18 protein-coding genes are annotated in these 23,237 nt (G+C 69.0%); 9 read left to right on the plus strand and 9 right to left on the minus strand.

The annotated features are described in order from the left end of the window. Positions 1-339 precede the first annotated feature (339 nt). The 4 genes from AC5P1B_RS12200 to AC5P1B_RS12215 all read left to right on the plus strand — a co-directional run bounded on the left by AC5P1B_RS12200 (position 340) and on the right by AC5P1B_RS12215 (position 5,751). Entirely contained in the window at positions 340-1,266 is a 927-nt protein-coding gene (locus AC5P1B_RS12200; RefSeq protein ID WP_493886903.1) for an SDR family oxidoreductase, read from the plus strand. Positions 1,267-1,475: 209 nt separating this feature from the next. Beyond that, the gene (locus AC5P1B_RS12205) at positions 1,476-2,720 is read left to right on the plus strand and encodes an acyl-CoA dehydrogenase family protein (protein WP_493886904.1); all 1,245 of its coding nucleotides are present in this window, start codon (positions 1,476-1,478) and stop codon (positions 2,718-2,720) included. After that, entirely contained in the window at positions 2,717-4,495 is a 1,779-nt protein-coding gene (locus AC5P1B_RS12210; RefSeq protein WP_493886906.1) for an aldehyde dehydrogenase family protein, read from the plus strand. Before AC5P1B_RS12205 ends, AC5P1B_RS12210 begins: the two co-directional genes overlap by 4 nt. Before the next feature lie 188 nt (positions 4,496-4,683). Continuing rightward, the gene (locus AC5P1B_RS12215; protein WP_493886907.1) at positions 4,684-5,751 is read left to right on the plus strand and encodes an alcohol dehydrogenase catalytic domain-containing protein; all 1,068 of its coding nucleotides are present in this window, start codon (positions 4,684-4,686) and stop codon (positions 5,749-5,751) included. Positions 5,752-5,992: 241 nt separating this feature from the next. On the opposite strand, the gene AC5P1B_RS12220 is transcribed toward AC5P1B_RS12215, so the two are convergent. The 4 genes from AC5P1B_RS12220 to AC5P1B_RS12235 form a co-directional block, all read right to left on the minus strand. Further along, on the minus strand, positions 5,993-6,709 hold the full coding sequence (locus AC5P1B_RS12220; protein WP_493886909.1) for a flavin reductase family protein: 717 nt from the start codon (positions 6,707-6,709) through the stop codon (positions 5,993-5,995). 211 nt (positions 6,710-6,920) lie between these two features. Then, the gene (locus tag AC5P1B_RS12225; protein WP_493887015.1) at positions 6,921-7,832 is read right to left on the minus strand and encodes an enoyl-CoA hydratase/isomerase family protein; all 912 of its coding nucleotides are present in this window, start codon (positions 7,830-7,832) and stop codon (positions 6,921-6,923) included. A 274-nt stretch (positions 7,833-8,106) separates the two neighbouring features. After that, positions 8,107-10,218, minus strand: coding sequence for an acetate--CoA ligase family protein (locus tag AC5P1B_RS12230; protein WP_493887016.1), 2,112 nt, complete (start codon positions 10,216-10,218; stop codon positions 8,107-8,109). 815 nt (positions 10,219-11,033) lie between these two features. Further along, entirely contained in the window at positions 11,034-12,200 is a 1,167-nt protein-coding gene (locus AC5P1B_RS12235) for a flavin-containing monooxygenase (RefSeq protein WP_493886910.1), read from the minus strand. Positions 12,201-12,526: 326 nt separating this feature from the next. Here AC5P1B_RS12235 and AC5P1B_RS12240 point away from each other — a divergent pair, with 326 nt between their 5' ends. Further along, positions 12,527-13,027, plus strand: coding sequence for a Zn-ribbon domain-containing OB-fold protein (locus AC5P1B_RS12240; RefSeq protein WP_493886912.1), 501 nt, complete (start codon positions 12,527-12,529; stop codon positions 13,025-13,027). Positions 13,028-13,082: 55 nt separating this feature from the next. Continuing rightward, on the plus strand, positions 13,083-13,685 hold the full coding sequence (locus AC5P1B_RS12245) for a GNAT family N-acetyltransferase (RefSeq protein ID WP_493886913.1): 603 nt from the start codon (positions 13,083-13,085) through the stop codon (positions 13,683-13,685). 125 nt (positions 13,686-13,810) lie between these two features. Here AC5P1B_RS12245 and AC5P1B_RS12250 read toward each other — a convergent pair whose 3' ends face one another. The 4 genes from AC5P1B_RS12250 to AC5P1B_RS12265 all read right to left on the minus strand — a co-directional run bounded on the left by AC5P1B_RS12250 (position 13,811) and on the right by AC5P1B_RS12265 (position 17,999). Then, the gene (locus AC5P1B_RS12250) at positions 13,811-14,230 is read right to left on the minus strand and encodes a hypothetical protein (protein ID WP_493886914.1); all 420 of its coding nucleotides are present in this window, start codon (positions 14,228-14,230) and stop codon (positions 13,811-13,813) included. Between the two features lie 807 nt (positions 14,231-15,037). Continuing rightward, a complete protein-coding gene (locus tag AC5P1B_RS12255) occupies positions 15,038-15,715 on the minus strand; it encodes a pyridoxine/pyridoxamine 5'-phosphate oxidase (protein ID WP_493887017.1) in 678 nt (225 codons plus the stop codon). Positions 15,716-15,735: 20 nt separating this feature from the next. Next, a complete protein-coding gene (locus AC5P1B_RS12260; RefSeq protein ID WP_493886916.1) occupies positions 15,736-16,563 on the minus strand; it encodes a hypothetical protein in 828 nt (275 codons plus the stop codon). Positions 16,564-16,763: 200 nt separating this feature from the next. Beyond that, positions 16,764-17,999 carry a thiolase C-terminal domain-containing protein gene (locus AC5P1B_RS12265; RefSeq protein ID WP_493886917.1) on the minus strand — a complete coding sequence of 412 codons (1,236 nt, stop codon included), beginning with the start codon at positions 17,997-17,999 and terminating at the stop codon, positions 16,764-16,766. A 724-nt stretch (positions 18,000-18,723) separates the two neighbouring features. On the opposite strand from AC5P1B_RS12265, the gene AC5P1B_RS12270 reads away from it, so the two are divergent. The 3 genes from AC5P1B_RS12270 to AC5P1B_RS12280 all read left to right on the plus strand — a co-directional run bounded on the left by AC5P1B_RS12270 (position 18,724) and on the right by AC5P1B_RS12280 (position 22,461). After that, the gene (locus AC5P1B_RS12270) at positions 18,724-19,941 is read left to right on the plus strand and encodes a S8 family peptidase (protein ID WP_493886918.1); all 1,218 of its coding nucleotides are present in this window, start codon (positions 18,724-18,726) and stop codon (positions 19,939-19,941) included. A gap of 319 nt (positions 19,942-20,260) precedes the next feature. Next, complete coding sequence (locus tag AC5P1B_RS12275; RefSeq protein WP_493886919.1) at positions 20,261-21,970, plus strand: acyl-CoA dehydrogenase family protein; 1,710 nt, start codon at positions 20,261-20,263, stop codon at positions 21,968-21,970. 20 nt (positions 21,971-21,990) lie between these two features. Then, positions 21,991-22,461, plus strand: a complete 471-nt coding sequence (locus AC5P1B_RS12280) for a nitroreductase family deazaflavin-dependent oxidoreductase (RefSeq protein ID WP_493887019.1) — start codon at positions 21,991-21,993, stop codon at positions 22,459-22,461. A 121-nt stretch (positions 22,462-22,582) separates the two neighbouring features. On the opposite strand, the gene AC5P1B_RS12285 is transcribed toward AC5P1B_RS12280, so the two are convergent. Further along, positions 22,583-23,230 (minus strand): TetR family transcriptional regulator, encoded by a 648-nt coding sequence (locus tag AC5P1B_RS12285; RefSeq protein WP_493886920.1) that lies wholly within the window; start codon positions 23,228-23,230, stop codon positions 22,583-22,585. Positions 23,231-23,237 lie beyond the last annotated feature (7 nt).

Here is a 23,237-nt window from a genome sequence, read left to right on the forward strand (position 1 = left end):
ATGTCGGGCCCGGGGGAGTGACCGCGGCCCGGCGGTCACCCCATGACGTACAAGCGAATGGGCGGCTGTCCCGAGGTTGTCGCGCGCCTTCGGACTCCGGCCGCGACCAGACACTCTCGTGCCGGTGCTGATTCGCTCACGCCGCCGCCCGAATACCAGGCCGCGCTGCCGCCTGGATGTGGCGGGCCGCTGTGTGTGGTGCGGAGCGTCCGGCGCTGAGCGTCCGGGCGGCCTTTGGTTGTCTCGCCGGTTTCTTCTTTGGTGATGGGGCTTGTGCTGGAGCTCGTGTCTGCTCCTAGAATCTAACGGGCCGTCAGAAACGGCGGGAAGGGGCTCGGCGTGGGGAACTTCTTGGCAGGCAAGGTCATCGCCGTCACCGGCGCGGGGCGAGGCATCGGGCGCGCGGTGGCCGTCGCCTGTGCGGCCGAGGGGGCGCGGGTCGTTGTCAACGACTACGGGGTGCCCTTGGACGGACTGGTCACCGCGGGGACGGGCCCGGCGAGCGAGGTGGCCGAGGCCGTGGTCAAGGAGATCGAGACGGCGGGCGGCGAGGCGGTCGCCGTCGCCGACGACGTGTCGACCATGGTGGGTGGCCAGCGGATCGTGGACACGGCCCTGGAGTGTTTCGGGCGGATCGACGGTGCCGTGTGCGTCGCCGGAATCCTGCGCGAACGGATGCTCTTCAACATGTCCGAACAGGAGTGGGACCCGGTGATCGCCACCCATCTGAAGGGGACGTTCACCGTCTTCCGGGCAGCTTCAGCGGTCATGCGGCGACAGGGCGCGGGGACCCTCATCGGGTTCACGAGCGGCAACCACCAAGGCAGCGTCGCGCAGGCTAATTACGCCTCAGCGAAAGGTGGAGTCATCTCGTTGGTACGCAGCGCTGCCCTGGGTCTGCACAAATATGGGGTGACTGCCAACTGCGTCGCCCCCGTCGCCCGGACGCGCATGTCCGCCCAGGTGCCGATGGAACTGACAGAGATCGGCGAGCCGGAGGACGTAGCCGCGCTTGTCGTCTACCTGCTGAGCGAGCGGGCGCGGGAAGAGAAGATCACCGGCCAGGTGTACACGGTCGCCGGGCCGAAGATCGCGGTGTGGGCCCAGCCGCGCGAACTCCGTGCCGCGTACACCGACGGGGCCTGGACGCCGCAAAAGATCGCCGATTTCCTCCCTGGCACGGTCGGCGTCGATCCGATGCCGATGCTGGCGCGGCTCGACGCGATGGCCGCAGCCGCCACCAGTGACCAGCGCCCCAATAGGTAGGTAGTGGGGGCGGGCGCCCCACCAACGTCCGGAGAGTGTTTTGGGCAGGGGGCGGAGCGGTTGCCCAAGTGGCCGTCCACCGGGCGGCGCTTGGCTCGGTGCGGGAGCCGACTCGGTGGCGAGAAGGGCGACCTTGCGGCTGGGTGTGCGTGGGGACTGGGAACACACGGTGAGTCGTGACCGGGAGCGGACCTAGGTGAGGAGGAGCCATGGACTTCAGCTTTGGGCCAGCGGACGCCACATTCCGGGCTGAGGCGCGCGTCTGGCTCGACGAGCACCTGACGGGCGATTTCGCGGAACATGCGGGTGCCTCGGGGGCCTCGGAAACGGGTCCCGACGGAGCCAGGAGGGGTGGCGGGGTGATCCCGGCCGCTGAGCGCTGGGCCGTACGTCGCGCCTGGGAACGGGAACTGGGTCGAGGCGGATGGATCGGCCTGGGCTGGGACCGCAGCCACGGCTCGTATGGGAACCGGGATGCCGCGACGCTGGTCCAGCAGGTGATCTGGGGAGAGGAGTACGCACGGGCTGGCGCCCCCGCACGGGTCGGTCACATCGGTGAGAACCTGCTGGCTCCCACACTGCTGCGCTACGGCAGCGATTGCCAGCGCAGACGTTTCCTGCCTGCCATCGGTCGTGGCGAGGAACTGTGGTGCCAGGGTTACAGCGAGCCCGACGCGGGTTCCGACCTCGCCGGTGTGCGCACCACGGCCACCAAGGACCCGCGTGACCAGACGTTCCGTATCACCGGGCAGAAGGTCTGGACGTCGCTCGCCGCAGAGGCCGAATGGTGTTTCGTGCTGGCGCGCACGCAACCAGAGTCACGGCGTCATCGCGGTCTTTCCTTTCTGCTTGTGCCCATGGACCAGCCGGGGCGGATCGATGTCCGGCCGATCCGCCAGATGTCAGGGGCGGCGGATTTCAACGAGGTGTATTTCGACGGTGCGGTGGCCCAGAACGAACACGTGGTGGGCGGAGAGGGCAATGGGTGGGAGGTCGCCATGGGCCTGCTCGCCCTCGAACGCGGTATTTCCACGCTCGTCCAACAAGTCGGCTTCGCCGCGGAGTTGAACCGAGTAGTACGGCAAGCCCTCCTTAGTGGCGCCGCCCATGATCCAGTCGTGCGCGACCAGCTGATACGCCACTGGGCCGAACTTCAGACCATGCGCTGGAACGCCCTGCGCACCCTTGGTGCGAACGAGCATGCCGCACCGAGTGTCGCCAAGCTGCTGTGGGGCGGTTGGCACCAGCGGCTAGGCGAACTGGCCATGCGGGTACGCGGGGCGACTGCCGGTTTCGGGCCGTACGACTGGACCGGTGACCAGCCGTACGAACTCGATGCCCAGCAGCGCCTTTTTCTTTTCTCGCGTGCTGACACCATCTATGGCGGCTCTGACGAAATTCAGCGCTCCATCATCGCCGAACGCGTCCTCCACCTCCCGAGGGAACCCCGATGACGGACGACCGGCAGCCCACCGATGACCGGCAGCGGTCCGAGGCTCGGCAGTTCCCGGAGCACCAGCAGAGGTCCGGCGGCCGGATGGCCTCTGGTGACCGGGAGGCTTCTGGCGACCGAAAGCCTTCCGGCGGCCAGAGGCCCGTCGACCGGGAATCTGCCGACAGCCAGGATGTGTACATCCCGGTTGCTCTCCCGCATGGCGGCAAGGAGGGCCTTCCTGCCGCCGTCGACCCGGATGGCGCCCAGGTCAACGCACCGGCCCCCGGGCAGGGAGGCCGACCGAGCGGAGACGGCGGCGGGCATGGTGGTCCGCCGACCTACGGGCACTGGGTCGATGGTTCCTGGCGAGCCCCCGCCCTGGGCCACTACCTGGTGATCAACCCCGCGACTGAGGAGCCTGTCGGGCAGGCCCCCGAAGGCAGCGAAGATGACGTGGACGCTGCCACGCGTGCCGCCCGTGCCGCGTTGGAGGACTGGTCGCGAACTGACCCCCGCGACCGTGCCGCCATCCTCGACCGGATCGCCGGCGCCCTGGCTGAGCGCGGGCCGGACCTTGTGCGCCTCGTCCAGGCCGAGACAGGTGCGACGCTGCGCGTGGCGTCGCAGATGCAGGTGCCCACCGCCGCCGACCGGTTCCGGCGCTATGCGCGCGGCGCCGTTGAGCCCCACACCATCTCCCTCGCCCCGCAGCCTGTGCGGGCAACGCCCCTGGCCCCCGGGGGCCTGATCAGCGCTGCCGCGCACCGCCGCCCGGTCGGTGTCGTCGCATGTATCACCTCCTTCAACTTTCCCCTCGCCAACCTCGCAGGCAAAGTCGCCCCAGCCCTCGCCATGGGCAACACGGTCGTCGCCAAACCGGCCCCGCAGGACCCCCTTGCCTGCCTGGAACTCGGCCCGATTCTGCAGCAGGCCGGGCTGCCCGACGGTGTCTTCAATGTCGTCACCGGATCTGATGCGGCCACGGGCGAGGCACTGGTCGCCCACCCCGGCATCGACATGGTCAGTTTCACCGGATCGACCGCTGTGGGACGGAAGATCGCCGAGTCCGCGGGAAGGACGATGAAGCGCACCCTGATGGAGCTGGGCGGCAAGGGCGCGGCCATCATCCTGGGGGACGCCGACGAGGCAGTGCTGCCGTCGGCGATCAAAGCGGTCGGCTCGACCTGGTCATTCCACAGTGGTCAGATCTGCACGGCTCCGACCCGAGTGCTCGTACATCGATCGCTGTACGAGAAGGTCATCACCGGCCTCTCACGATACGCAGAGTTACTGACAATCGGTGACCCTGTGGATAACTCCACGATCGTCGGCCCGTTGATCTCCGCAGCCCAACGCGACCGGGTCGAGGCGTATCTCGCCGAGGCCCGTGACCAGGGCGCCCGGCTCGTGGTGGGTGGTCGGCGCCCTGACCGGAAGACCGGCTTCTATGTCGCTCCCGCTCTCGTGACCGACGTAGGGCCCGAATCGGCCATCGCGCAGGAGGAACTGTTCGGGCCGGTCGTCGTCGCGCTTCCCTTCTCTGACGAGGACGAGGCCGTACGGATGGCCAACGGCACTCCGTACGGCCTCTACGACTACATCTTCAGCGCGGACGTCGGCCACGCCTGGGAGCTCGCCGCGCGCCTGCGGAGCGGGAACGTCGGCATCAACACCGCGCAGCGGCACTCGGAAACCCCCTTCGGCGGCTTTAAGCAGAGCGGCGTTGGACGCGACGGCGGAAGGTTTGGGCTACACGCCTACAGCGAGCTCCAGTCGGTGGTCTGGCCTTCCTGACGTGGGGTAACGGGGCACCGCGGAGAAGCGCACTCGTCAGCGGGTTTTGTGTTGGCGAGTCGGCCGATCACCTGAGTTGAGCTGCGTTGAGCTGGGATGGGACGGGGCGGGCTGGGTGTTTTGGGCGCTGGGCTGGGCGGGCTGCGGACAGGTCGGTGCGCGAGTGACTGAGGAGAGAGGAGCGACTGATGAGAGGCGTCATCTTTGATGGGAAGCGTCCGGAGGTCGTGGATGACCTTGAGGTCCGTGACCCAGGTCCCGGTGAAGTCGTCGTGTCCGTGGCCGCCGCAGGGCTGTGTCACAGCGATCTCTCAGTCCTGGACGGAACGATTCCGTTCCCCGTTCCCGTCGTCCTCGGACACGAGGGCGCGGGTGTGGTCGCCGCGGCGGGACCCGGCGTCGCTCACGTCGCCCCCGGCGATCGTGTCGCGCTTTCGGCCCTCGCCAACTGCGGCACTTGCGCGGACTGCGCACGTGGTCGTCCAGCCATGTGTCGGCGGGCCATTGGGAGACCTGAGCGACCGTTCGTACGCCGTGGTGAACGGCTCTTCAATTTCGCGTCCACCTCCGCCTTCGCTGAACAGACCCTCGTCAAGGCTGTTCAGGCGGTGGTGATTCCGGACGCTGTAGCGATGCCATCGGCAGCGCTCATTGGTTGTGGCGTGCTCACCGGCGTCGGCGCGGTCCTGAACCGCGCCAAGGTCGACCATGGCGAGTCGGTGGTCGTGATCGGTACGGGCGGGGTGGGGCTCAACGTATTGCAAGGGGCGCGTGTGGCGGGTGCGTCATGCGTCGTCGCGGTGGATGTGAACCCGGAGAAGGAAGGGATGGCTCGCCAATTCGGAGCCACCCACTTCATTGACGCGTCCGCTGTGCCGGACGTCGTGGCTGCCGTGCGCGACATCCTGCCGACCGGAGCTGACCACGCCTTTGAATGTGTTGGTGACACGGGACTGATCCGGCAGGCCGTCGACCTGCTGGACCGACATGGTCAGGCGATTCTCCTCGGCGTACCGCCGACGACCGCCGAGGCGTCGTTCCGCGTGTCCACCATGTATCTCGACAAGTCGATACTCGGCTGCCGTTATGGCTCTTCGGCCCCGCAGCGCGACATCGTCCGCTATGCGGAGCTCTACCGAGAAGGCCGCCTGCTGCTTGATGAGTTGGTGACGGCTGTTTACCCCATCGAGGACTTCGCACGCGCGGCGGACGACACACTCCGGGGGCGCGTTGCGCGAAGCGTACTGACGTTCTAGCTTCGCGCGCTGTGTGGAACGCCCCGCCTCGGGCGCACTGTGCGCGACAGCCGCGCTGATGTCGCTCATCATCCGCCACCATCGGGAAGACGGGCTCGCGCCCCCTACCGGCGTGAGCGCCCGCGCTGGGCGCGTCGAGCGGGTCGCGCCCCTCGGGACTCCAGGGCGTCGAGGGCGGCGGGTGGCATCGGGGACGCCGGTCGCGGGGGACACGCCGGTCACACCGGTCGCGTCGGTGGCGTTAACTCAGTGTGCTGAACTCACCCCGGTAGAACAACAACGGCCCCGCCGCAACACACGCCTCGTCCGTCCCCAGGGCCTCCACACGGCCGACGACGATCAGATGGTCGCCGCCTGTGTGGGCGACATGGATCGTGCAGTCGATCCACGCCGGTACGCCGTCCAGTCGCGGTGAGCCCGTCACGGGCGCGGGCCCGTAGCCGACGCCCGCGAACTTGTCCGGTCGCTGGGCGCCACTCATCGCGAAGTTCCGGCACAGCCCGGCCTGACCGGCACCGAGCACGTTCACGCAGAAAACCCCAGCCAGGGCGATACGTGGCCAGGTCGTGGACGTACGGGCGACCAGGAAGGCGACGAGTGGTGGATCGAGTGAGAGCGAGGCGAAGGACTGACAGGCGAAACCAGCCGGAGGCGCGTGGCCGCTACCGCCGCCCGCGGAAGGTCCCTGCCGAGGCTCATCAGGGACGCTCGGGGCGGTGATCACGGCGACACCACTCGCGAAGTGGCCGAGGACGCGGCGAAACTCGACTGGGTCCAGCGGCGCTCGCTCGTCGTCGCCGACGGCGCGCAACCTGTGCGGTGGCGCGGCGCCCGCTGCTGGGCTGCCCGGCTCGACGCCCACGCCCGAACCAGCGGCGCTCGCCTTGATCACTGCTGGCGCGCCTACCAGCCGCAGGTAACGCACGGCCGTGGCGGCCATCCCGGCGTGTCCCATCATGCGTCCATTGAATCTGATGGCCCGTCAGGTTGCTAGCTGTACGCGGCACGCCGTGCGTACAGCTAGAACACGAAGGCGGCAACCGCCGTCCGCGGCCGACTTCAGCTCTCTGTGGCCGGTCGGGCTCTCTGTAGTCGGTCTCGGCGTCTGTGTGCCGGTTCGGTGGCCTTGGGATCGGCTGTCCGCAGTCCCGCTGCTTCGCTGTGTACGACTACTTTCCCTCGTACGACGCGGGTCGGCGCTCGACGAAGCTCGCCAGCCCCTCGTGCGCGTCGACCGTTGTCATGTTGATCTCCTGGGCGGCGGCTTCAGCGGCGAAAGAGCTCGCCCGGTCGGCGTCGAGCGAGGCATTGACCAGCTGTTTCGTCAGCGCGAGGGTGCGAGTGGGACCCGTGGCCAGCCGCTCGGCCCACTCCCGTGCCGTCGCCTCCAGCTCTGCGTCCGGTACGACGCGATTGACGAGGCCCATCCGTTCGGCGTCAGCCGAGGCCAACGCGTCGCCAAAGAACATCAGCTCCTTCGCGCGGTGCGGTCCGACCAACCTCGGCAGCAGATAGGCGCCTCCGCCGTCGGGGACGAGGGCGCGGCGTGCGAACACCTCGATGAAGGTGGCTGACTCGGCGGCGAGTACCAGGTCACAGGCGAGCGCGAGATGGGCACCAAGGCCCGCAGCTGTTCCGTTGACGGCGGCGAGCACCGGTTTTTCGCAGTCCAGGACGGCGGCGATCAGCCGTTGCGCGCCGCGACGGATGGTGCGGGCCACGTCGCCAGTTACCCGGTCACCGCCACGACGTCCGTCATGCGTGTCATGTCTCCTCTCGCTCTCGCCGCAGCCGTCATTCCCATCACTCCCATCACTCTCGTCCCTCCCGTCTCCAAGGAAGTCGGACCTACGTGTCGGTGCCAGGCCGCGCAGGTCGGCTCCCGCGCAGAACGCGGTACCGGTCGCGGTGATGACGACGGCTCGTACGCCCGGGTCGGCGGAGGCTTCGTCAAGCAGGCCGATGATGCGTTCTCGCTGCTCCCACGTGAGTGCGTGTCTGGTCCGAGGGCGATCGAGGGTGATCCACGAGACCCCGTTGTCAGTGCTGTGCCGTACAACAGATACAGGCGAGTCGGACAGGCCCGACGGCCCTGAACGGCTCGCTGAGTGAGGTGTGTTCGCGTCCGCTGAGGGGTGTGTTGGGCGGGGGAAGGGAGAGTGGGTCGCCGGGTCTTGGTTGAGGGCCGGGTCAGCGTGCGGTCCGGGTTTTTCACGGGGGGAGCGAGCCATGAGAGAAGTCCTTTGGACGAAGGCTCTTCAGGGGGAGGCGCTGAGCGGGTGGAAGGCGCTGGGTGACGAGGGGGTGCCGCCGCCTGGCCTGCCACCGCGGTCCTCGGTCATGGGGCGGAGGCGCTCAGCGGCAGATGGCGAGCGCGTCCAGAGCCACGGCTCCTCTCCCACGCGGCAGCACCATCAACGGGTTGATCTCCAACTCGGCGACGTCGTTCCCCAGTTCCAGGGCGATTCGCTGGACGCGGAGGATCACGTCGATGAGGGCGCCCACGTCCGCCGGCGGGCCGCCCCGGACGCCGTCAAGCAGGACGCGGCCGCGCAGTTCGGCGAGCATCGCCCAGGCGTGATCCTCGTTGAACGGCGGTATGCGTACGGAGGTGTCCCGCAGCACTTCCACCAGGACACCACCGAGCCCCACCGTGACCGTCGGGCCGAAGACGCTGTCGTGGCTGATGCCGACGATCATTTCTGGCCCCGGCTCGACCTGTTGGCAAATGAGCACGCCGTCCAGGGTGAATCCCTCGGCACGGGCGGTGTCGGTCACGTCACGGTAGCCGTCTCGCACCTGGCTGGCGGAGGTGAGACCGATCTTCACCAGCCCCAGCTCGGTCTTGTGGGCGAGCTGGGGACCGGACGCCTTCATCACGAGGGGGTACCCGACCGTTGCCGCCGCCCGCACGGCAGCCGCGGCGCTGTTCACCAGTTGCTCGCGCGGCACCCGGATTCCGTACGCGCGCAGCAGCTGCTTTGCCGCGTGCTCGCTGAGCTGCTGACCTGGCTGCAGCAGTTCACGCGCCTTGCGATACGAGGGCGACGGGGTGCGCGGTGCCTCTCCGAAGGGCGAGCTGTAGGAGGCGGTGAAGCGGTGGTGCTCCAGGTAGGCCCGTACAGCAGTGACGCAGTTCGCGACGGTACGGAAGGTGGCGACACGGGAGGAGCCGAGAAGGGTGCTGCGGTACGCCTCCTCCGTGCCGACGGGAGAGCCCCACACCACACACACCAGCTTGTCCGTATGCTCGGCCGCCGCCACGAGGTCGTGCACGAGCCGGTCGCTCATGGGGGGGAAGGGGCCGGTGATCGGGCAGATCAGCACACCTACGGCAGGGTCGGCGAGGAGCGCGTCAATGATCTTCCGGCCACGCCAGTCACCCACCGGGTGACCACCGTTGTCGATGGGGTTGGCGACATGGAGATACCCGGGTATCCACTGGTGGAGCTCGGCCTGCTTCTCGGCCGAGAGGGTGGGCAACCGCAGCCCCGCGGCCGTGGCGAGGTCAGCGAAGTGGGCACCCGTGCCGCCGGAGATCGAATACACAGCGATGCCTTCGGCCTGCGGGGGGCGGGCGCGGGCGAGGAGGGCGGCGGTGTCCTGGAGCTCGTCGAGGCTGTTCACCCGGATTACGCCGGACTGCCGCATGGCCGCATCGGCCACCCCGTCCGAACCGGTCAGCTTGCCCGTGTGGGACGCGGCCATCGCAGAACCGGTCTCGGTACGACCGACCTTGACGGCGACGATGGGCACCCGGTGACGTGCGGCTCGGTCGGCGGCGAGCAGGAAGCCGCGACCGTCCTTGATTCCCTCTACGTAGACGGCTATCGACCCGACTTCGGGGCGGCTGGCGAAGTAGGAGATGAAGTCGGCCGTCTCCAAGTCCGCCTCGTTGCCCGTGGGGGCCCAGTGGCTGAGGCGGACGCCCAGCTCCTGCAGGGCGTAGACGGGGCGGCCCTGGTGGCCTGACTGGGTGATGAGGGCGATGGCCGGGCCGTCAAGGTCATCGCGGAACGCTTCGAAGGCGTTGAGGTTGGTGTTCGGGCCGAGCAGCCGCAAGCCCGAACGCCGCACGGCCTCAGCGAGGCGGTCCTGGGCTGCCGCGCCTTCCGGGCCGGTCTCGGCGAAACCGGAGGCAAACGCGACGGCGAACTTGACCTTGGAATCCGCCAGCTCCTCGATGAGAGGGAGGGGGTCTGCGACGAGAAGAACGGCCAGATCAAGCTGCTCGGGTACGTCTGCGGCGCGAGCGTGGCACGGCAGCCCGAACACCTGCGTACGGGTGGGATGGACGGGATAGAGGCGGGCGCCGACGCGCCCGGCCCAAGCGATGAGCTGGCGGGTGATGCCGGTGTTCGGGCGGCCCTCGGTGTCCGATGCGCCGATCACCGCCACCGTCTCGGGCCGGAAGAAGCGGTCCAGGTCGGGAACGGCGGAGTGTAACGGTCGACCGCTGACGTCCAGGTCTGCGTCGGGAGCCCCTGGCCGGGCGGTGGCTGTCGCAGGCTTACCTTCGCGGTGCGACGTGTGGCGTGCCGAGTGGTTGGCCTGCGGACCGCTGGTACCTGCGTGTGTGCGGGCGCTGATCCCTGCGGCCGTTCCCGGGTGGGGGTGGAGGTGAGCGCCGGTCGCTGACCCGCCGCGTCGGGGGTCGCAGTCGTCGGCGACACGGTCGCATGTCGCTTCCGTAGGCGGTGCTTGAGCAGCCACAGCGTCGGTGGTGGCTCGGTCTGCGCCGCTGGGATTCGTGGTGTCTGTGGCGCCCGTGGCGACTGTTGTGCCCGGGGTGTCTGGAGTATCCGGGGTGCCAGGGGTGCCTGTGGTTTCTGCCTCTGTGGTTTCTGCGTCTGTGGTGTCGCCAGGGGGGCGTTGACCCGGGCGTGAGGTTCCCCATGATTTCGGCCTGGGGCCGGTGGTGAGGCTGCCGTGAGTCGATCCAAGCATGGTTCTCGCCCAATCCCGCTCGATGACCATCCTTACTGACGTGTAGTCAGCGTACGGAACTGACGGCCTGTCAGGAATGGCCCGAGCTGGATTCCCGGAGTTGTGGAGTCCGGCAGCGACAGGAGCAGGGGCAGGAGTGGGGGCGGTGATCCCTCCTAGCCGGAGGCTGGGGTCGGTCGGTCGGCCTGGCTGGTCGGTTCTTCGTTGACCACTGCCCCGGTACGTGCTCTTGTCGTGTCCTGCCGTCCTGCCGTCCTGCCGTCCTGCCGTCCTGCCGTCCTGCCGTCCTGCCGTCCTGCCGTCCTGGGTGGTCCGGTTGTTTGGGCAGGAGGTGGTTAACCGAGGGTGCGGGTGACTGCTTTGGCTATCTTTTTGGCGTCGAGGGAGATCTCGCGGAGCATGCCGCTCATCGGGTTCGTATAGCCAGTGAAGTGCAAGCCGGGCGTGGCCGCCAGGGTGCGTGCGCCGTGTGCGCGTGGTCGGCCACGGGTGTCAAGGACGTCCAGGTGGCCCACGAGTTGGTCGAGGTCGGTGCGGTAGCCGGTGGCAGCGATGACCGATTCCGCCTCGATGCGGCTCCCATCGGCCAGCACTAGCTTGTCGCCGTCGAAGGACTCGACCGCCGCGACCACCTCGACCCGGCCTGCCCGTATGGCGTCGACCAGGCCGACGTCCCGTACTGGAATGGCGCCCGCTCGGGCTCGTGAGTACAGGCCGGCGCCGCGCGAGGCGGGAGGGCGCGGCAGGCCGTGTTCGGCCAGATCGCGTGCGCAGAGCGTGGCTCTGCCTGCTGCCAGCCGGTCCATCACGGGTACCGGCATGCGCCGGGCCAGGACCGCCGATCTCTGCGCCGGCCAGCCCAGGAATGAGCGCCGCACAATATGCGGCGGGGTCCGTACGGCGAGTCGGACCCGGCGGGCACCGCCGTCGGCGAGGTCGGTGGCGATCTCGGCACCGGTGTTTCCCGCGCCGACGACCAGGACGTCCTTTCCCTTGAAGGAGAGGGCGTCGCGGTACTCGCTGGCGTGGAGGAACTCCCCCGGGTAGTCGTCGCGGCCAGGCCAGAGCGGTAGGTGCGGGGTGTGGTTGTAGCCGGTCGCGACCACTACGGCGGGGGAGGTCAGCTCACGGCCGCCGGTCGCGTGCAGTACCCAGCCGCTGTCGTCGGCGGCGCGCTCGATGCGTGAGACCTCGACGCCCGTGACGAAGTCAAGGCGGTGGTGCTCCACGTACTGCTCCAGGTACCGGACCACGTGGTCTCGGCTCACCCATCGGCCGTACGACCGGGGTATGGGCAGTCCTGGCAGGGCTGACATGCGTCGTGTGGTGTGCAGTTGGAGCCGGTCGTAGTGGTTCCGCCATGAACCGGCGATGGCGGTGGACTTCTCCAGAACGACGGCGCGTACGCCCCGTGCGCGCAGGGCGGCCGCCGTGGCGAGTCCGCCGGGGCCGCCGCCGATGACATACACGGGGGAGGGAGGGGTCGGAGTTCTGTCGGCCATGCGGCTGAGCGTAGCTGGATCATTGACGGGTTTCGGTCAAATTGGTACCGAATCGGTTGCGGATGCATTACGGGCTGCAACCTACGCAACTCCGGACGATCGCCCTCTTCGTCTCCTCTCGCCGCTCTGGTTACGGCGGTGCCGGCCATCTCGGCACCTCGGCTGCCCGGCGCCCCGACTATCCGGGGCCGGGGGTCCCCTTGTGGGCGGTTGGCTCTACGCGCTCAACTGTTGTGGAGTCAGTCGGCGACCCGGTCGGCCGCCGGGTCGAGCCCGGGTCGCCGAGTTGCCGGGTGATTCAAACGGGGCAGTTCAGAGGGGAACTCGTGACGCCGGAGCCGCGCTATGACCTGCCAGAGGTCGACGCCTTCACCCGCGCCTACTGGGACGCCGCTGTCGAAGGACACCTGCTGCTCAGGCGGTGCGATGCTTGCGGTGCGGCACATCACTATCCGCGCGAGTTCTGTCCGCGTTGCTGGAGTGACGATGTTCGGTGGGAGAAGGCGAGCGGTCGCGCGACTCTCTACACGTGGTCCGTGGTGCACCGTAACGATCTGCCGCCCTTCGGGGACCGCGTCCCGTACGTCGCTGCGGCCGTCGATCTCGCCGAGGGGCCGCGCATGATGACGGAGATCGTCGACTGCGCTGAGGGCGCCCTGCGTATCGGTATGGCCTTACGCGTTCATTTCCGGCGTTTCCGTTCCGGCGGCGAAGCGGAGTCAGACGCGGGTTCGCTTGCGGCATCTTTTGCGGCCGCCCCTTCTCCGGTGTCCTCCGCTGTTCCGAGTCGGCACCCGGCGGCCGTTCCCGTCTTCCGCCCGTGTTGAATGCGGGGCGGCAGGACAGACGGGCGGGCAATGCGGAGCGCGAGAGGAGACGCGGATGCTGGAGCCGGTCGAGTTGGAGATGTACGGGCTGTTGCTGCGTCCTTGGGAGGAAGAGGATCTTCCCATCATCGAGCGTGGACTGGCCGATCCGGAATACCGCCGGTGGCATGGCATCAACTCCCCGGCGGGTGACCTCGCAGGGGCCCGTGACTTCCTGCGAAGCCGTACCGATGGCTGGCTACGCGGTGACATGGTCTCGTTCGCGATCACCGATCTGGAGACAGCCGAAGTGCTCGGCCACGTCAATGCCGGGTTGATCGACTTCGACCACCGCAGTGCTCGGGTCGGCTACTGGGTGCTGCCCGAAGCGCGCGGGCGGCGGGCGGCCTCCCGTGGCCTCGAAGCGCTGACTCGCTGGCTGTTCAAGGACGTCGGCCTTCACCGCCTTGAGCTGGGCCACGCTGTCGGCAACGACGCCTCCTGCCGGGTGGCTGACCGTTGCGGCTACCGCGTCGAAGGGCTCTTTCGGGGCGGCATGGTCGATACGACGGGGACGCCGCGCGATGTCCACGTACACGCGCGGCTTGCCACTGACCTGCCGCCCTACCGCTTCGGCCAGTCCCTGCCACCCGCTGACCAGCGGAGCTCCCTCGCCTAGCGAAGCGGTCGGCATCGGGTCCGGCGCCGGTTCGGCATCGGTGGCGCCAGCTAGGCGCCAGTGGGCATCAGTGGGCGTCGCCAGGTGGTGGTGAGGTGCCGGAGAGCTCTTGTGGTGCGGGGGGTTCAGGAGATGGATCGAGCCCGGGGGCAACTGGGTAGGTCGTCGGTTTCCGAACTTCCTTGCCGGACTCGGATGCCGGGCAGCCACAGTCGCGCGCTGCCCCGTGCCACCTGGAACCACACACTGCTCTGGGCACCGTTCTCGTCGGTGACCGTCACCCCGTCCGCAATGTGGCACTTGGCCGTGAGCGCGTCACCGTGCCAGACCCGCGCCCCGACGTTCTCCCGTCGGTATGAGGCGTACGGATCGCGAGCCAGACCGAGAGCGCAGTCGCGGCTGCGCTCGGCCTTCTCACGGCAGGGGCGCTCGGCGTTGTAGACCGTCACGGGTACGGACGTGCTCTTGACTTTCGCGTCGTCTTGCTCGCCGATCGAGTGGGTGGCCAGAACGCCACCGGTGATCACCAGGAGGGCGGCCGCCACGGAGACAGCGACGCGACAGCGGGTGAACCGGAAGACGCCTCGACGGTTCGGACTGGCTGCGCCTGGTGCTTGTGGGGCAGCCGGGGTGCTCGGCGTGGCTGGGATGTTTGTCGGAACTGTGGGTGGTGTTGATTTCGGGGGCATGGGGTCGTCGGTTGTGGTGGGTGGCGGTGGTTGCTGTGTTGAGAGGGGTGGTGAAGCTTCCGAGGCTTCCGGGGTCTCTGGTGGAGGAGAGGTTTCGGCGACGGTGGCTCGGCGAAGCAGTGTGATGAGTTCCGGCAGACGGCGTTCGCCTGCGGGGGCCAGGCGGCACCACCGGATCAGCAGCTGTTCGTCAGGCAAGCCCCGGCCGCGTAGATAGCGAGAGAGCGAGGACCGGCTGACCGGCAGTCTGTCCTCCAGCGATTTGAGGCTGAGGTCGAGGACGGTATGCAGCTCGCGCAAAGCCGTAACGAAGTCACGGAGAGGCCCGGAGAGTTCACCGGGCAGCGGTTCCAGCGGCTTGCGGCGGGAGCGCGGCCCCCGGTCCCTGCGGTTGTCCGGAGTGTGTGAACCCGGCAGCGCGGCTCACAACGGATCTGGTGTCTCATGGCACATCTCAAGCGTGCACGTCGCTCTGACCAGCGCACATGACGCTGTCTCGGCGCTGATGCGGCACGGCGCCGGGACCCGCCGGGTCCCAGCGGGTCCCGTTCGCCCCGCACGGGACGCAGATGGGACTCGGCGGGACGCAGATGAGGCGCAGGCGGGACGCAGAAGGGACGCGGTACCGAATCAGGAGCCCACGGGGTCAGCCATCCCCGCGGATCAGGGCCAGAGCAGTTCCCGCTCCCATCGGCCGCCCTCGCTCCGGTAGCGCAGCCGTACGTGGCGTCGGCGCTCCTCGCCCTGGAAGAACTCGACCTCTTCCGGCTCCAGGACGTACAGCGTCCAGGTCGCTACGGGCGCTTCGGGCTCATGCTGGGCGCGTTCCCACGCCGCAGCCGAGGCCCGGTCGAGCTCTTCGTACGAGTCGAGGACGTCGCTCTGCCGTCCGACCAGCGCGGCGGCCAGCGCGCCCGTCGAGCGACGGTGCAGGTCGGCGGCGCTGGCCTCGGGTCCGGCCGCCGTCACCTTGCCGCGGACTCGCACCTGGCGTCCGGTCTGCGGCCAGTAGAAGTTCAACGCCGCGTGCGGTCGCTGAGCCAGCTCGTGTCCCTTACGGCTGGTGCGGTGGGAGGCGAAGTGCCAGCCCTGTTCGTCGGCGTCGTGCAGCATCAGCACGCGCGTGTCCGGGTGGCCCGCGGCGTCCGCCGTAGCCAGGGTCATGGTGTGCGGCTCTGACACGCCCGCCTCCGCCGCCTCGCGCAGCCAGCGCTGGAAGAGAGGCAGCGGTTCCGTGGGCGCGGCCGCATGATCGAAGTGCGGTAGCTCGCCCTCCCAGACGCGCAGGGACCGGAGAAGGTCGCGGAAAGCCTGCTGGGCATCGTCGCTCATCGGGGTCATCACGCCGCCAATTCTGCGCGCTACCCCCGGCAGCCAGGGAGATTGTTGTCGCTCCCGCTCTCCTCTCGTGCGCTCGTGAACGCCTCAGCGAGGGATACGACCACGCTGTCGTACGGGGTCTGCCGCCGGGGCGCCGTGAAGTGCGCACGCCGGTCACTGTCGTCCTTCCGGTACACCCGGACCGTGTCGTCGCTGCTCTCCACCCGCTGGATGTCGCGCCAGGGAATGGGCTGCCCGTCCACGAGCAGCTCGTCAGCGGTGAGTGCGAATCGGCCGTAGACGGCGGTGCCGCCGCGTCCCAGGCGGCGCGTTGCCCTGCGTAGCTCATCAGCCGCCGCCACCGCGGCTATCTGCGTCGCGGCCTCGCTCGGGATCGACTCGATCCTCTCGCCGTCCTTGGTCGTCACCTCCACCCATTCCACGCTTCCCGTGACCCCGCCGTGTGGGGCGTGCGTGGACTCGGACGAGGTGATGACCCGCACCTCGGACCACGGGTGTGCGCACACGGCCGACCCGCGCGTGAGCACGAAGCCGCGCTCGAAGCAGTGGAAGGCGGATGGCGGCGGACCGTTTCGCTCCTGCACCACCGAGGCACCGATCGGCGCCGCCACGCTCAGCACGAGCAGCCCGATGCCGACGGAACTTCCCGTCGCTCCCAGGTCTCTCTCGGACGCGAAGGTGGCGATGGTCGTGATCGCCCCGGACACGAACATCACCATCCCCAGGACGCAGCCGAGACAGCTCATGCCGCTGTAGCTCCGCTTCGTACTGCCGACGAAGCGCCCGAACTCCCGCCGGTCTGCCACGATGCGTACGTCGGTCTCCGGTAACTCCTCTGTCAGCCTCATCTTCAGCCCCCGTCTCCCCGTTTCCCCCGGCTCACGGCTACCCGTTGTGATGCCGCGAGTACAAGAACATGTATAGCGCGCCCCGCTGACAACGGTGCCCAACCGAGCAATCCACCGAACTCAGCGCCATGTTCGGCGAGATGTCACCGGTGGTGACCGGCACGTCACGACGGCGATACGGCTCACCCGCCGGACAACGCCTAGTCGCGCCCCAGGACGAGCGTTCCCGACGAGCAGAACCAGCCACCCGTCCCAGAGGCGACCGCCAGGCGTGGCAGCCGACGCCCCGGCCGACGGACCTGACGTCCCTCTTCCGCCTCGCCCCGTAACTGCCGTACCGCTTCCACCACCAGGAACAGTCCCCGCATGCCCGGATGCAGAGCGGACAGCCCACCGCCATCGGTGTTGACGGGCAGCTCGCCGTCGGTCGTCAGGCGCCCGTCCCGTACGAAGCCGCCGCCCTCGCCCTTCGCGCAGAAACCCAGGTCCTCCAGCGTCACCAGCGTCATGTAGGTGAACGCGTCATAGATCTCGGCCACATCGATCTCCGCTGGACGTACTCCGGCCCGTTCGAAGGCCGCCCGGCCGGACTCGGCCGCAGGTGTGACGGTGAAATCGGGCCACTCCGACAGCGAAGCGTGCGATATCGCGGTGCCGGACCCGAGGACCCATACCGGTGGCTTCGCTGTGTCCGGCACGTACTCCTCGGCCGCGAGCAGCACGGCGCAGCCGCCGTCGGAGCGGAGGCAGCAGTGCAGTTTGGTGAACGGGTCAGCGATCATCGGGCCGGACATGACGTCGTCCACGGTGATGGGGGAGCGCAGCATCGCCTCGGGGTTGTGCGCGGCGTTGGCGCGCGCCTGCACGGCGACCTCTGCGAGCTGTTCCAGCGTGGTGCCGTACTGGTGCATGTGGCGGCGCGCGGCCATGGCGTACTTGGCCACCAGCGTGTGTCCGTACGGCGTATCGAACTGCGCGGGCCCCCGGTCGCCGAACGAGAGGTTGGCCGTGCGGCGGCCCGCCTTGAGGTCGGCGCGAGCGGTGGAGCCGTAGACCAGCAAGACGGCGTTGGCCTGCCCGGCGCCGATGGCCTCGGCCGCGTGGGCGGCCATCACCTCCCATGTCGCACCGCCGACCGTGGTGGAGTCGACCCACGAGGGCCGCAAGCCGAGGTATTCGGCGACTTCGACCGGCGCGAAGGTGCCGAGTCCGGCAGAGGCGAAGCCGTCGATGACGGACCGGTCGAGCTGGGCATCGGCGAGCGCGCGGCGGGCGGCTTGCGCGTGCAGGGCGTACGGAGTGGCGTGATCTACGCGGCCGCAGTCGGAGAGCGCCACGCCGACGACGGCGACGCGACGGCGACGGCCGCGACTACCGCTGGCGGCGTCGGGCGCGGAGCTGAGAGGGCTGGAGCCGTTCCTTGAGGCGCCGGACATGAACCTGATGGTACGTCAGCTACGGACTCCGGGTCCCGGGCCGCGCTGTCTGCGCGGGCCCCGGAGTCCCCCGCCCCAGGGCCTCCGCGCGCCAAGTGCCCGGCATCGGCGGGGCTCGCGACGCCGAGCGCCACGGCCCGGTTGGTGGGGGCGACTCGGGGGCGGTCGGGGGCTCCCGGCTCGGGCTGAGGGGGTGGTGCGCCGGCGTGTCGGTATCTGCGTGCCGGGAAAGCCGGGGCCGCCCAGGAGGGCGCCTCCGGCTTTCGTTCAATTCGGAAGGGGAATGGCCGCCTGTCGCACCCCGGGCGAGGTGTGCGGCTTTGCGCTTTAAACCTTCCCGCTTTCCCGGTTTCGCCAGATTCACCAAACACACAACTCGTTCACATCTGTGAAGTGCTGATGTGGATGGTGCCTCCCTTGAGTGATCTGAACTACACGCCTCTTGGCCTGCGTTGCCCTCCCCATCTGTAGTGATAGACCGGCGAAGGTGGACAAAAGGCGCAGAGGTAAAGGTGATGCGGCGTCAGCTCTCGTGTTATCTCGGCTTTTTGCGACATTCCGTGTTGCAGGGGTCTGACAGATGTGTAACAGGGGAATCTGCTTATTGAAATGACCATGGGTAACCGGGCACAGTCAGTACTTAGCGCGCCAGGAAATCATCCTGCCGCCAAGCGTGATTGCAGCAATTACCCCCCACAGCACGCACGCGAAGGGCTAACTCTTCATGGCATCTCACAAGCGCATGAGCAACCGTCGTCTCGCTCTCGCGATAGGCGCAGCCGCCGCGGTCGCGGCGGGCGCGTTCGTCGCCGTTCCGGCCGGAGCCACCGACGCTCCCGCCGAGGGCAAGATCTACGGCGCCGACAGCAAGGGCGCCATCGACGGCAGCTACATCGTCATGCTCAAGGGCGGCAAGAGCGTCAAGGCCGCCTCCGAGGGCGAGGAACTGGCGAAGGAGTACGGCGGCAAGCTGTCGCGTACGTACGACTCGGCCATCAACGGCTTCTCGGCGAAGGGCCTCAGCGAGTCCGAGGCCAAGCGGCTGGCTGCCGACTCGTCCGTGGCGAAGGTCGTGCAGAACCACACCTTCAAGGCCAGCGGCACGCAGGACAACCCGCCGTCCTGGGGTCTGGACCGGGTCGACCAGGCCGACACCGCGGGCGACAAGAAGTACAACTACCCCGACACCGCGGGTGAGGGCGTCACCGCGTACGTGATCGACACCGGCGTCCGCATCACGCACAAGGACTTCGAGGGCCGGGCCAAGCACGGCTTCGACGCCATCGACGGTGACGACTCGGCGGACGACGGCAACGGCCACGGCACGCACGTGGCGGGCACGATCGCCGGTGCGCAGCACGGTGTGGCGAAGAAGGCCGACATCGTCGCGGTGCGGGTGCTCGACGACCAGGGTTCGGGCACGACGGAGCAGGTCGTCGCGGGCATCGACTGGGTGACCGAGAACCACAAGGGCCCGTCGGTGGCGAACATGAGCCTCGGCGGCGGCGCGGACGAAGCGCTGGACGCCGCGGTACAGAAGGCCATCGCGTCGGGTGTGACGTTCGGCGTCGCGGCGGGCAACGAGTCCAGCGACGCGGGACAGAGCTCCCCGGCCCGGGTGCCCGAGGCCATCACGGTCGCCTCCAGCACGGACGCCGACGGACAGTCGGACTTCTCGAACTTCGGGAAGATCGTGGACATCTACGCGCCGGGTTCGGACATCACCTCCGCCTGGAACGAGAGCGACGACGCCACGAACACCATCTCCGGTACGTCGATGGCCACCCCGCACGTCGTGGGTGCGGCCGCCGTCTACCTGGCGGGCCACCAGGAGGCCAAGCCGGAAGAGGTGGCGAAGGCGCTGACCGACGGCGCCACCGCCGACAAGATCACCAACCCGAGCGAGGGCACCCCGAACAAGCTCCTGAAGGTTGTCGAATAACCACCGGCCGGTCATCGGCTGATCACCGGCCACTGGGCCCGGCGTCCGGCTGAGCCTGGTCCTCACCCCCGGTCCGGTGCCTCATCTGAGCCCGGTGCTCGCCCGAGGGAGGGATCTCCTCCCTCACCGCCTACGCGCCGTCGCACCCGCTTCCCGTCCTCGGGAGGCGGGTGCGACGGCCGTTCGCGTCCCGGTCACTATGCGCCGCGCGTGCCGTAAGCGGGCGGGGCGCGCCGCCCGCCGCTTCTTCACGCTCGGACCTCCTCATCGCGGCACGGCGCCCCTAAAATGACGCTCCGTCAGTTCTGAGGAGTTGTCGATGGACGCCGCGTTCACCACAGAGCAGGACGAGATCCGTCGCGTACTGCGTACGTTGCTCACCCAGCACTGCGGCTCTGAAGCCGTGCGGACAGCGGTCGGGACCCCTTGTGGTTACGACCCGGCGCTGTGGAAACGGCTGACGGGCCGACTCGGGCTTGCTGGGCTGGCGATCTCCACGGAATACGGGGGGACCGGTTGTGGGCCCACGGAACTCGCACTCGCCTGTGAGGAGACCGGTCGGGTTCTGCTCCCGTCACCCCTGCTGGCCACTGCCGTTCTCGCCGCGCCCCTCATCGCAGCGGCCGGTACGGAGGCTCAGCGCGCCGAGCTGCTGCCTCGTATCGCGAGTGGCGAACTGACCGCGACGCTCGTGCTCCCCGTTGCCGTGCGTCAGGAGGCCGACCGGCCGTTCCTCGCCGGATACGGCACCCGCAACGGCAACGGCAACGGCAATGGCGGCCCCACGCGCTCCCGCGCGCGTGTGGGAACGGACGCGGTGACGCAGTCGGGTAGGGGGTTGGGCGCGGCCTCGGCGACGGAGTCGGACACGGACCCGGGGACGGACCCGGGGACGGAGCCGGATGCGCGTCGCGGGGCGTGGTGTGGCGGTTCGCTGGTCGCCGCGTTGGGGCTCACCGGGGCCCAGGGCGGTGGCTGGTCGGGTGGTGGCCGTGCCGGGGGCATCCAGGCGCGTGCCAGCCGGTTCGCCGATGGTGGTGAGGCCGGGTGGCGGTTGTACGGCGAGGCCAGGCAGGTGCTCGCCGGACACAGTGCGGATGTGCTGATCGTCGCGGCGCACGCGGGAGGTTACGTGCGCGCCAGGACCTTGCTCTTTCTCGTACGGCGGCGGCCAGGCGACGGGGCCGCGCCCACCGGTCTCGTACGGACGCGGTTGACCGCGCTGGACGAGACGCGCGCGCAGGCAAGGCTGGAATTCCGGGAGGTCCGAGCCGAGTTGCTGGGCTCCAACGCGGAGGACGACGCGACCCCGGTGCTGGCCGCACTGGCCGGTCCGCTGGCCGCCGCACTGGCCGCCGAGGCGGTGGGGGCGGCGGACAGCGCGTTGGCGCGAACGGTCGCGTACACGCGGACCCGGGAGCAGTTCGGGCGCCCCATCGGTTCCTTCCAGGCGGTCCAGCACCGGCTGGCCGACCTCTACGTACAGCTGTGCGCGGCCAGGTCGGCGGCGTACTACGCGGCCTGGGCGGCGGGTGTGGCCCCAGCGGTGGCTGCGCCTGCTGTTTCTGACGTTTCTGATGGCCCAGGCATTTCTGGCGTGCCTGGCGCTCTTGGTGCTCCTGCTGGGCAGGGGGCGGTGAGGGCTCCGAGTTCGGCGGGCGAGGCGAGTGCGGCGGGTGCGCCGGGTGCCACGGACGACGTGGCTGGCGTGGCTGGCGTGGATGCGGCAGGTGATGTCGAGCCGGGGGCGTTCACTGGAATGGCGGAAGCCACGGCGCCGGAGATGAGCGCTGGAGTCGTCGGGGGGCTCGCGCTGGCGCAGGCTCTGGAGGCTCAGCGGGCGATTGCGGGTGAGGCCGTGCAGCTGCACGGTGGGGTCGGGTTCACCTGGGAGCACGATGCCCAGCTGTTCTTCAAGCGTGCTGCCTCGGACGAGCTGCTGTTCGGGCCGGTGTGGCGGTTGCGGGCGCGCGCCGCCGAGCGCGATGGGCTGTTCCGCAGGGCAGGCGGGGAGGTGACACGGCGGTGACGTCCAGACCTGGACTTCTGATGCGCCTGGTCCAGCGCGTGTCAGCGACGCGCGGCTTCGCGCGCTGCGCGCCGTACCTCATCCCTGGCCTCGACCGCGCGGTACACCGCGCGACGCGCGGCAGGGTACTGCTGAGTACGCGGCTGCTGCCCACCCTCCTTCTCACGACGACCGGGGCGCGGACCGGGCGGACGCGCCGCGTTCCGCTGGCGTGCGTGCCAGAGGAGGGCGGTACGTGGCTGCTCGTCGGCAGCAACTTCGGGCGCCCGGACCATCCGGGGTGGACCGCGAACCTACGGGCCCATGAGGAGGCGGAGATCAGCTGGCGGGGCCGGGACATCGCCGTGCGGGCCCGCCAGCTTGAGGGCGCGGAGCGCGCGGCGGCCTGGGCGGCGGTCGTACGGTTCTGGACACCGTACGCGCGCTACCAGGACCGGGTGGAACGGCGGATCAGACTCTTCCGCCTCACTCCCGCTGACCGTCCTCGCTGAGCTGACCACCCCCGCAGTGCGCCGTGGCGGCGAGAGGGAGTGGCGGCGGGGCTGTGCGACAGCGAGATGGCGGCACGAGGTGGGCGCAGGGGAGTGGACTCAGCGGCCCGAGCGTGAGTGCCTACTTGGCGGGCTTACGGCCCGTGATGCCGAGGTGGACGATGAGCGCCAGGTTCGGCTTCAGCTCGGCTTGCTTGACGCCCCAACTCGTGAAGCCCTTCTGGTGCGAGGCGACCGCGGCGAGCATCGCGACCAGCGAGCCCGCTACGGCGGCCGCGCTGACGTCCTTGTCGACCTTTCCCTTGGACTGCAACTCCTTGACGGTGTTGGTCAGGGAGTTGGTCACGGCGTTGAGGATCTTCATGCGGATCTTGTAGAACCGCTTGTCGCCCTCGGCGGCGCCCAAGTCGACGACGCGCAGAATGGCGTCGTTTTTGCGCCAGAAGGTGAGGAAGCCGTCGACCAGCTCCTCCGCCGCCTGCCAGCCGGACTTCCCGACCCAGGCGCGGCCTGAGACGAGATCGGTGAGACCGGCGCCCTCCTTCGCCATTTCCTCCGCGAGTTCGAGAACGGCGCCCTCGACGTCGGGAAAGTACTGGTAGAAGGTCGCGGGTGAGGTGCCTGCCTTGCGCGCGACATCGATGACCTTGACGTCTCTGTACGGCGAGGAACTGAGCATCTCGCTGAGGCAGTCAAGCAGCTTCTGCCGCGTGGCCTGCCCGCGGCGCCCGGCCACCCGGCCGTCGACGGTGCGAACTTGTCCTGTCATGCCGTCA

Source organism: Streptomyces sp. A01, assembly GCF_059026195.1.

Excerpts from the sequence above, each read along its gene's own strand:
- AC5P1B_RS12245 (WP_493886913.1), top strand. The coding sequence starts at position 13,083 with ATGCTGGAGCCGGTCGAGTTGGAGATGTACGGGCTGTTGCTGCGTCCT.
- AC5P1B_RS12280 (WP_493887019.1), top strand. The coding sequence starts at position 21,991 with ATGCGCCTGGTCCAGCGCGTGTCAGCGACGCGCGGCTTCGCGCGCTGC.
- AC5P1B_RS12260 (WP_493886916.1), bottom strand. The coding sequence starts at position 16,563 with ATGAGGCTGACAGAGGAGTTACCGGAGACCGACGTACGCATCGTGGCA.
- AC5P1B_RS12210 (WP_493886906.1), top strand. The coding sequence starts at position 2,717 with ATGACGGACGACCGGCAGCCCACCGATGACCGGCAGCGGTCCGAGGCT.
- AC5P1B_RS12265 (WP_493886917.1), bottom strand. The coding sequence starts at position 17,999 with ATGTCCGGCGCCTCAAGGAACGGCTCCAGCCCTCTCAGCTCCGCGCCC.
- AC5P1B_RS12270 (WP_493886918.1), top strand. The coding sequence starts at position 18,724 with ATGGCATCTCACAAGCGCATGAGCAACCGTCGTCTCGCTCTCGCGATA.
- AC5P1B_RS12285 (WP_493886920.1), bottom strand. The coding sequence starts at position 23,230 with ATGACAGGACAAGTTCGCACCGTCGACGGCCGGGTGGCCGGGCGCCGC.
- AC5P1B_RS12235 (WP_493886910.1), bottom strand. The coding sequence starts at position 12,200 with ATGGCCGACAGAACTCCGACCCCTCCCTCCCCCGTGTATGTCATCGGC.
- AC5P1B_RS12205 (WP_493886904.1), top strand. The coding sequence starts at position 1,476 with ATGGACTTCAGCTTTGGGCCAGCGGACGCCACATTCCGGGCTGAGGCG.
- AC5P1B_RS12275 (WP_493886919.1), top strand. The coding sequence starts at position 20,261 with ATGGACGCCGCGTTCACCACAGAGCAGGACGAGATCCGTCGCGTACTG.
- AC5P1B_RS12255 (WP_493887017.1), bottom strand. The coding sequence starts at position 15,715 with ATGACCCCGATGAGCGACGATGCCCAGCAGGCTTTCCGCGACCTTCTC.
- AC5P1B_RS12215 (WP_493886907.1), top strand. The coding sequence starts at position 4,684 with ATGAGAGGCGTCATCTTTGATGGGAAGCGTCCGGAGGTCGTGGATGAC.
- AC5P1B_RS12220 (WP_493886909.1), bottom strand. The coding sequence starts at position 6,709 with ATGATGGGACACGCCGGGATGGCCGCCACGGCCGTGCGTTACCTGCGG.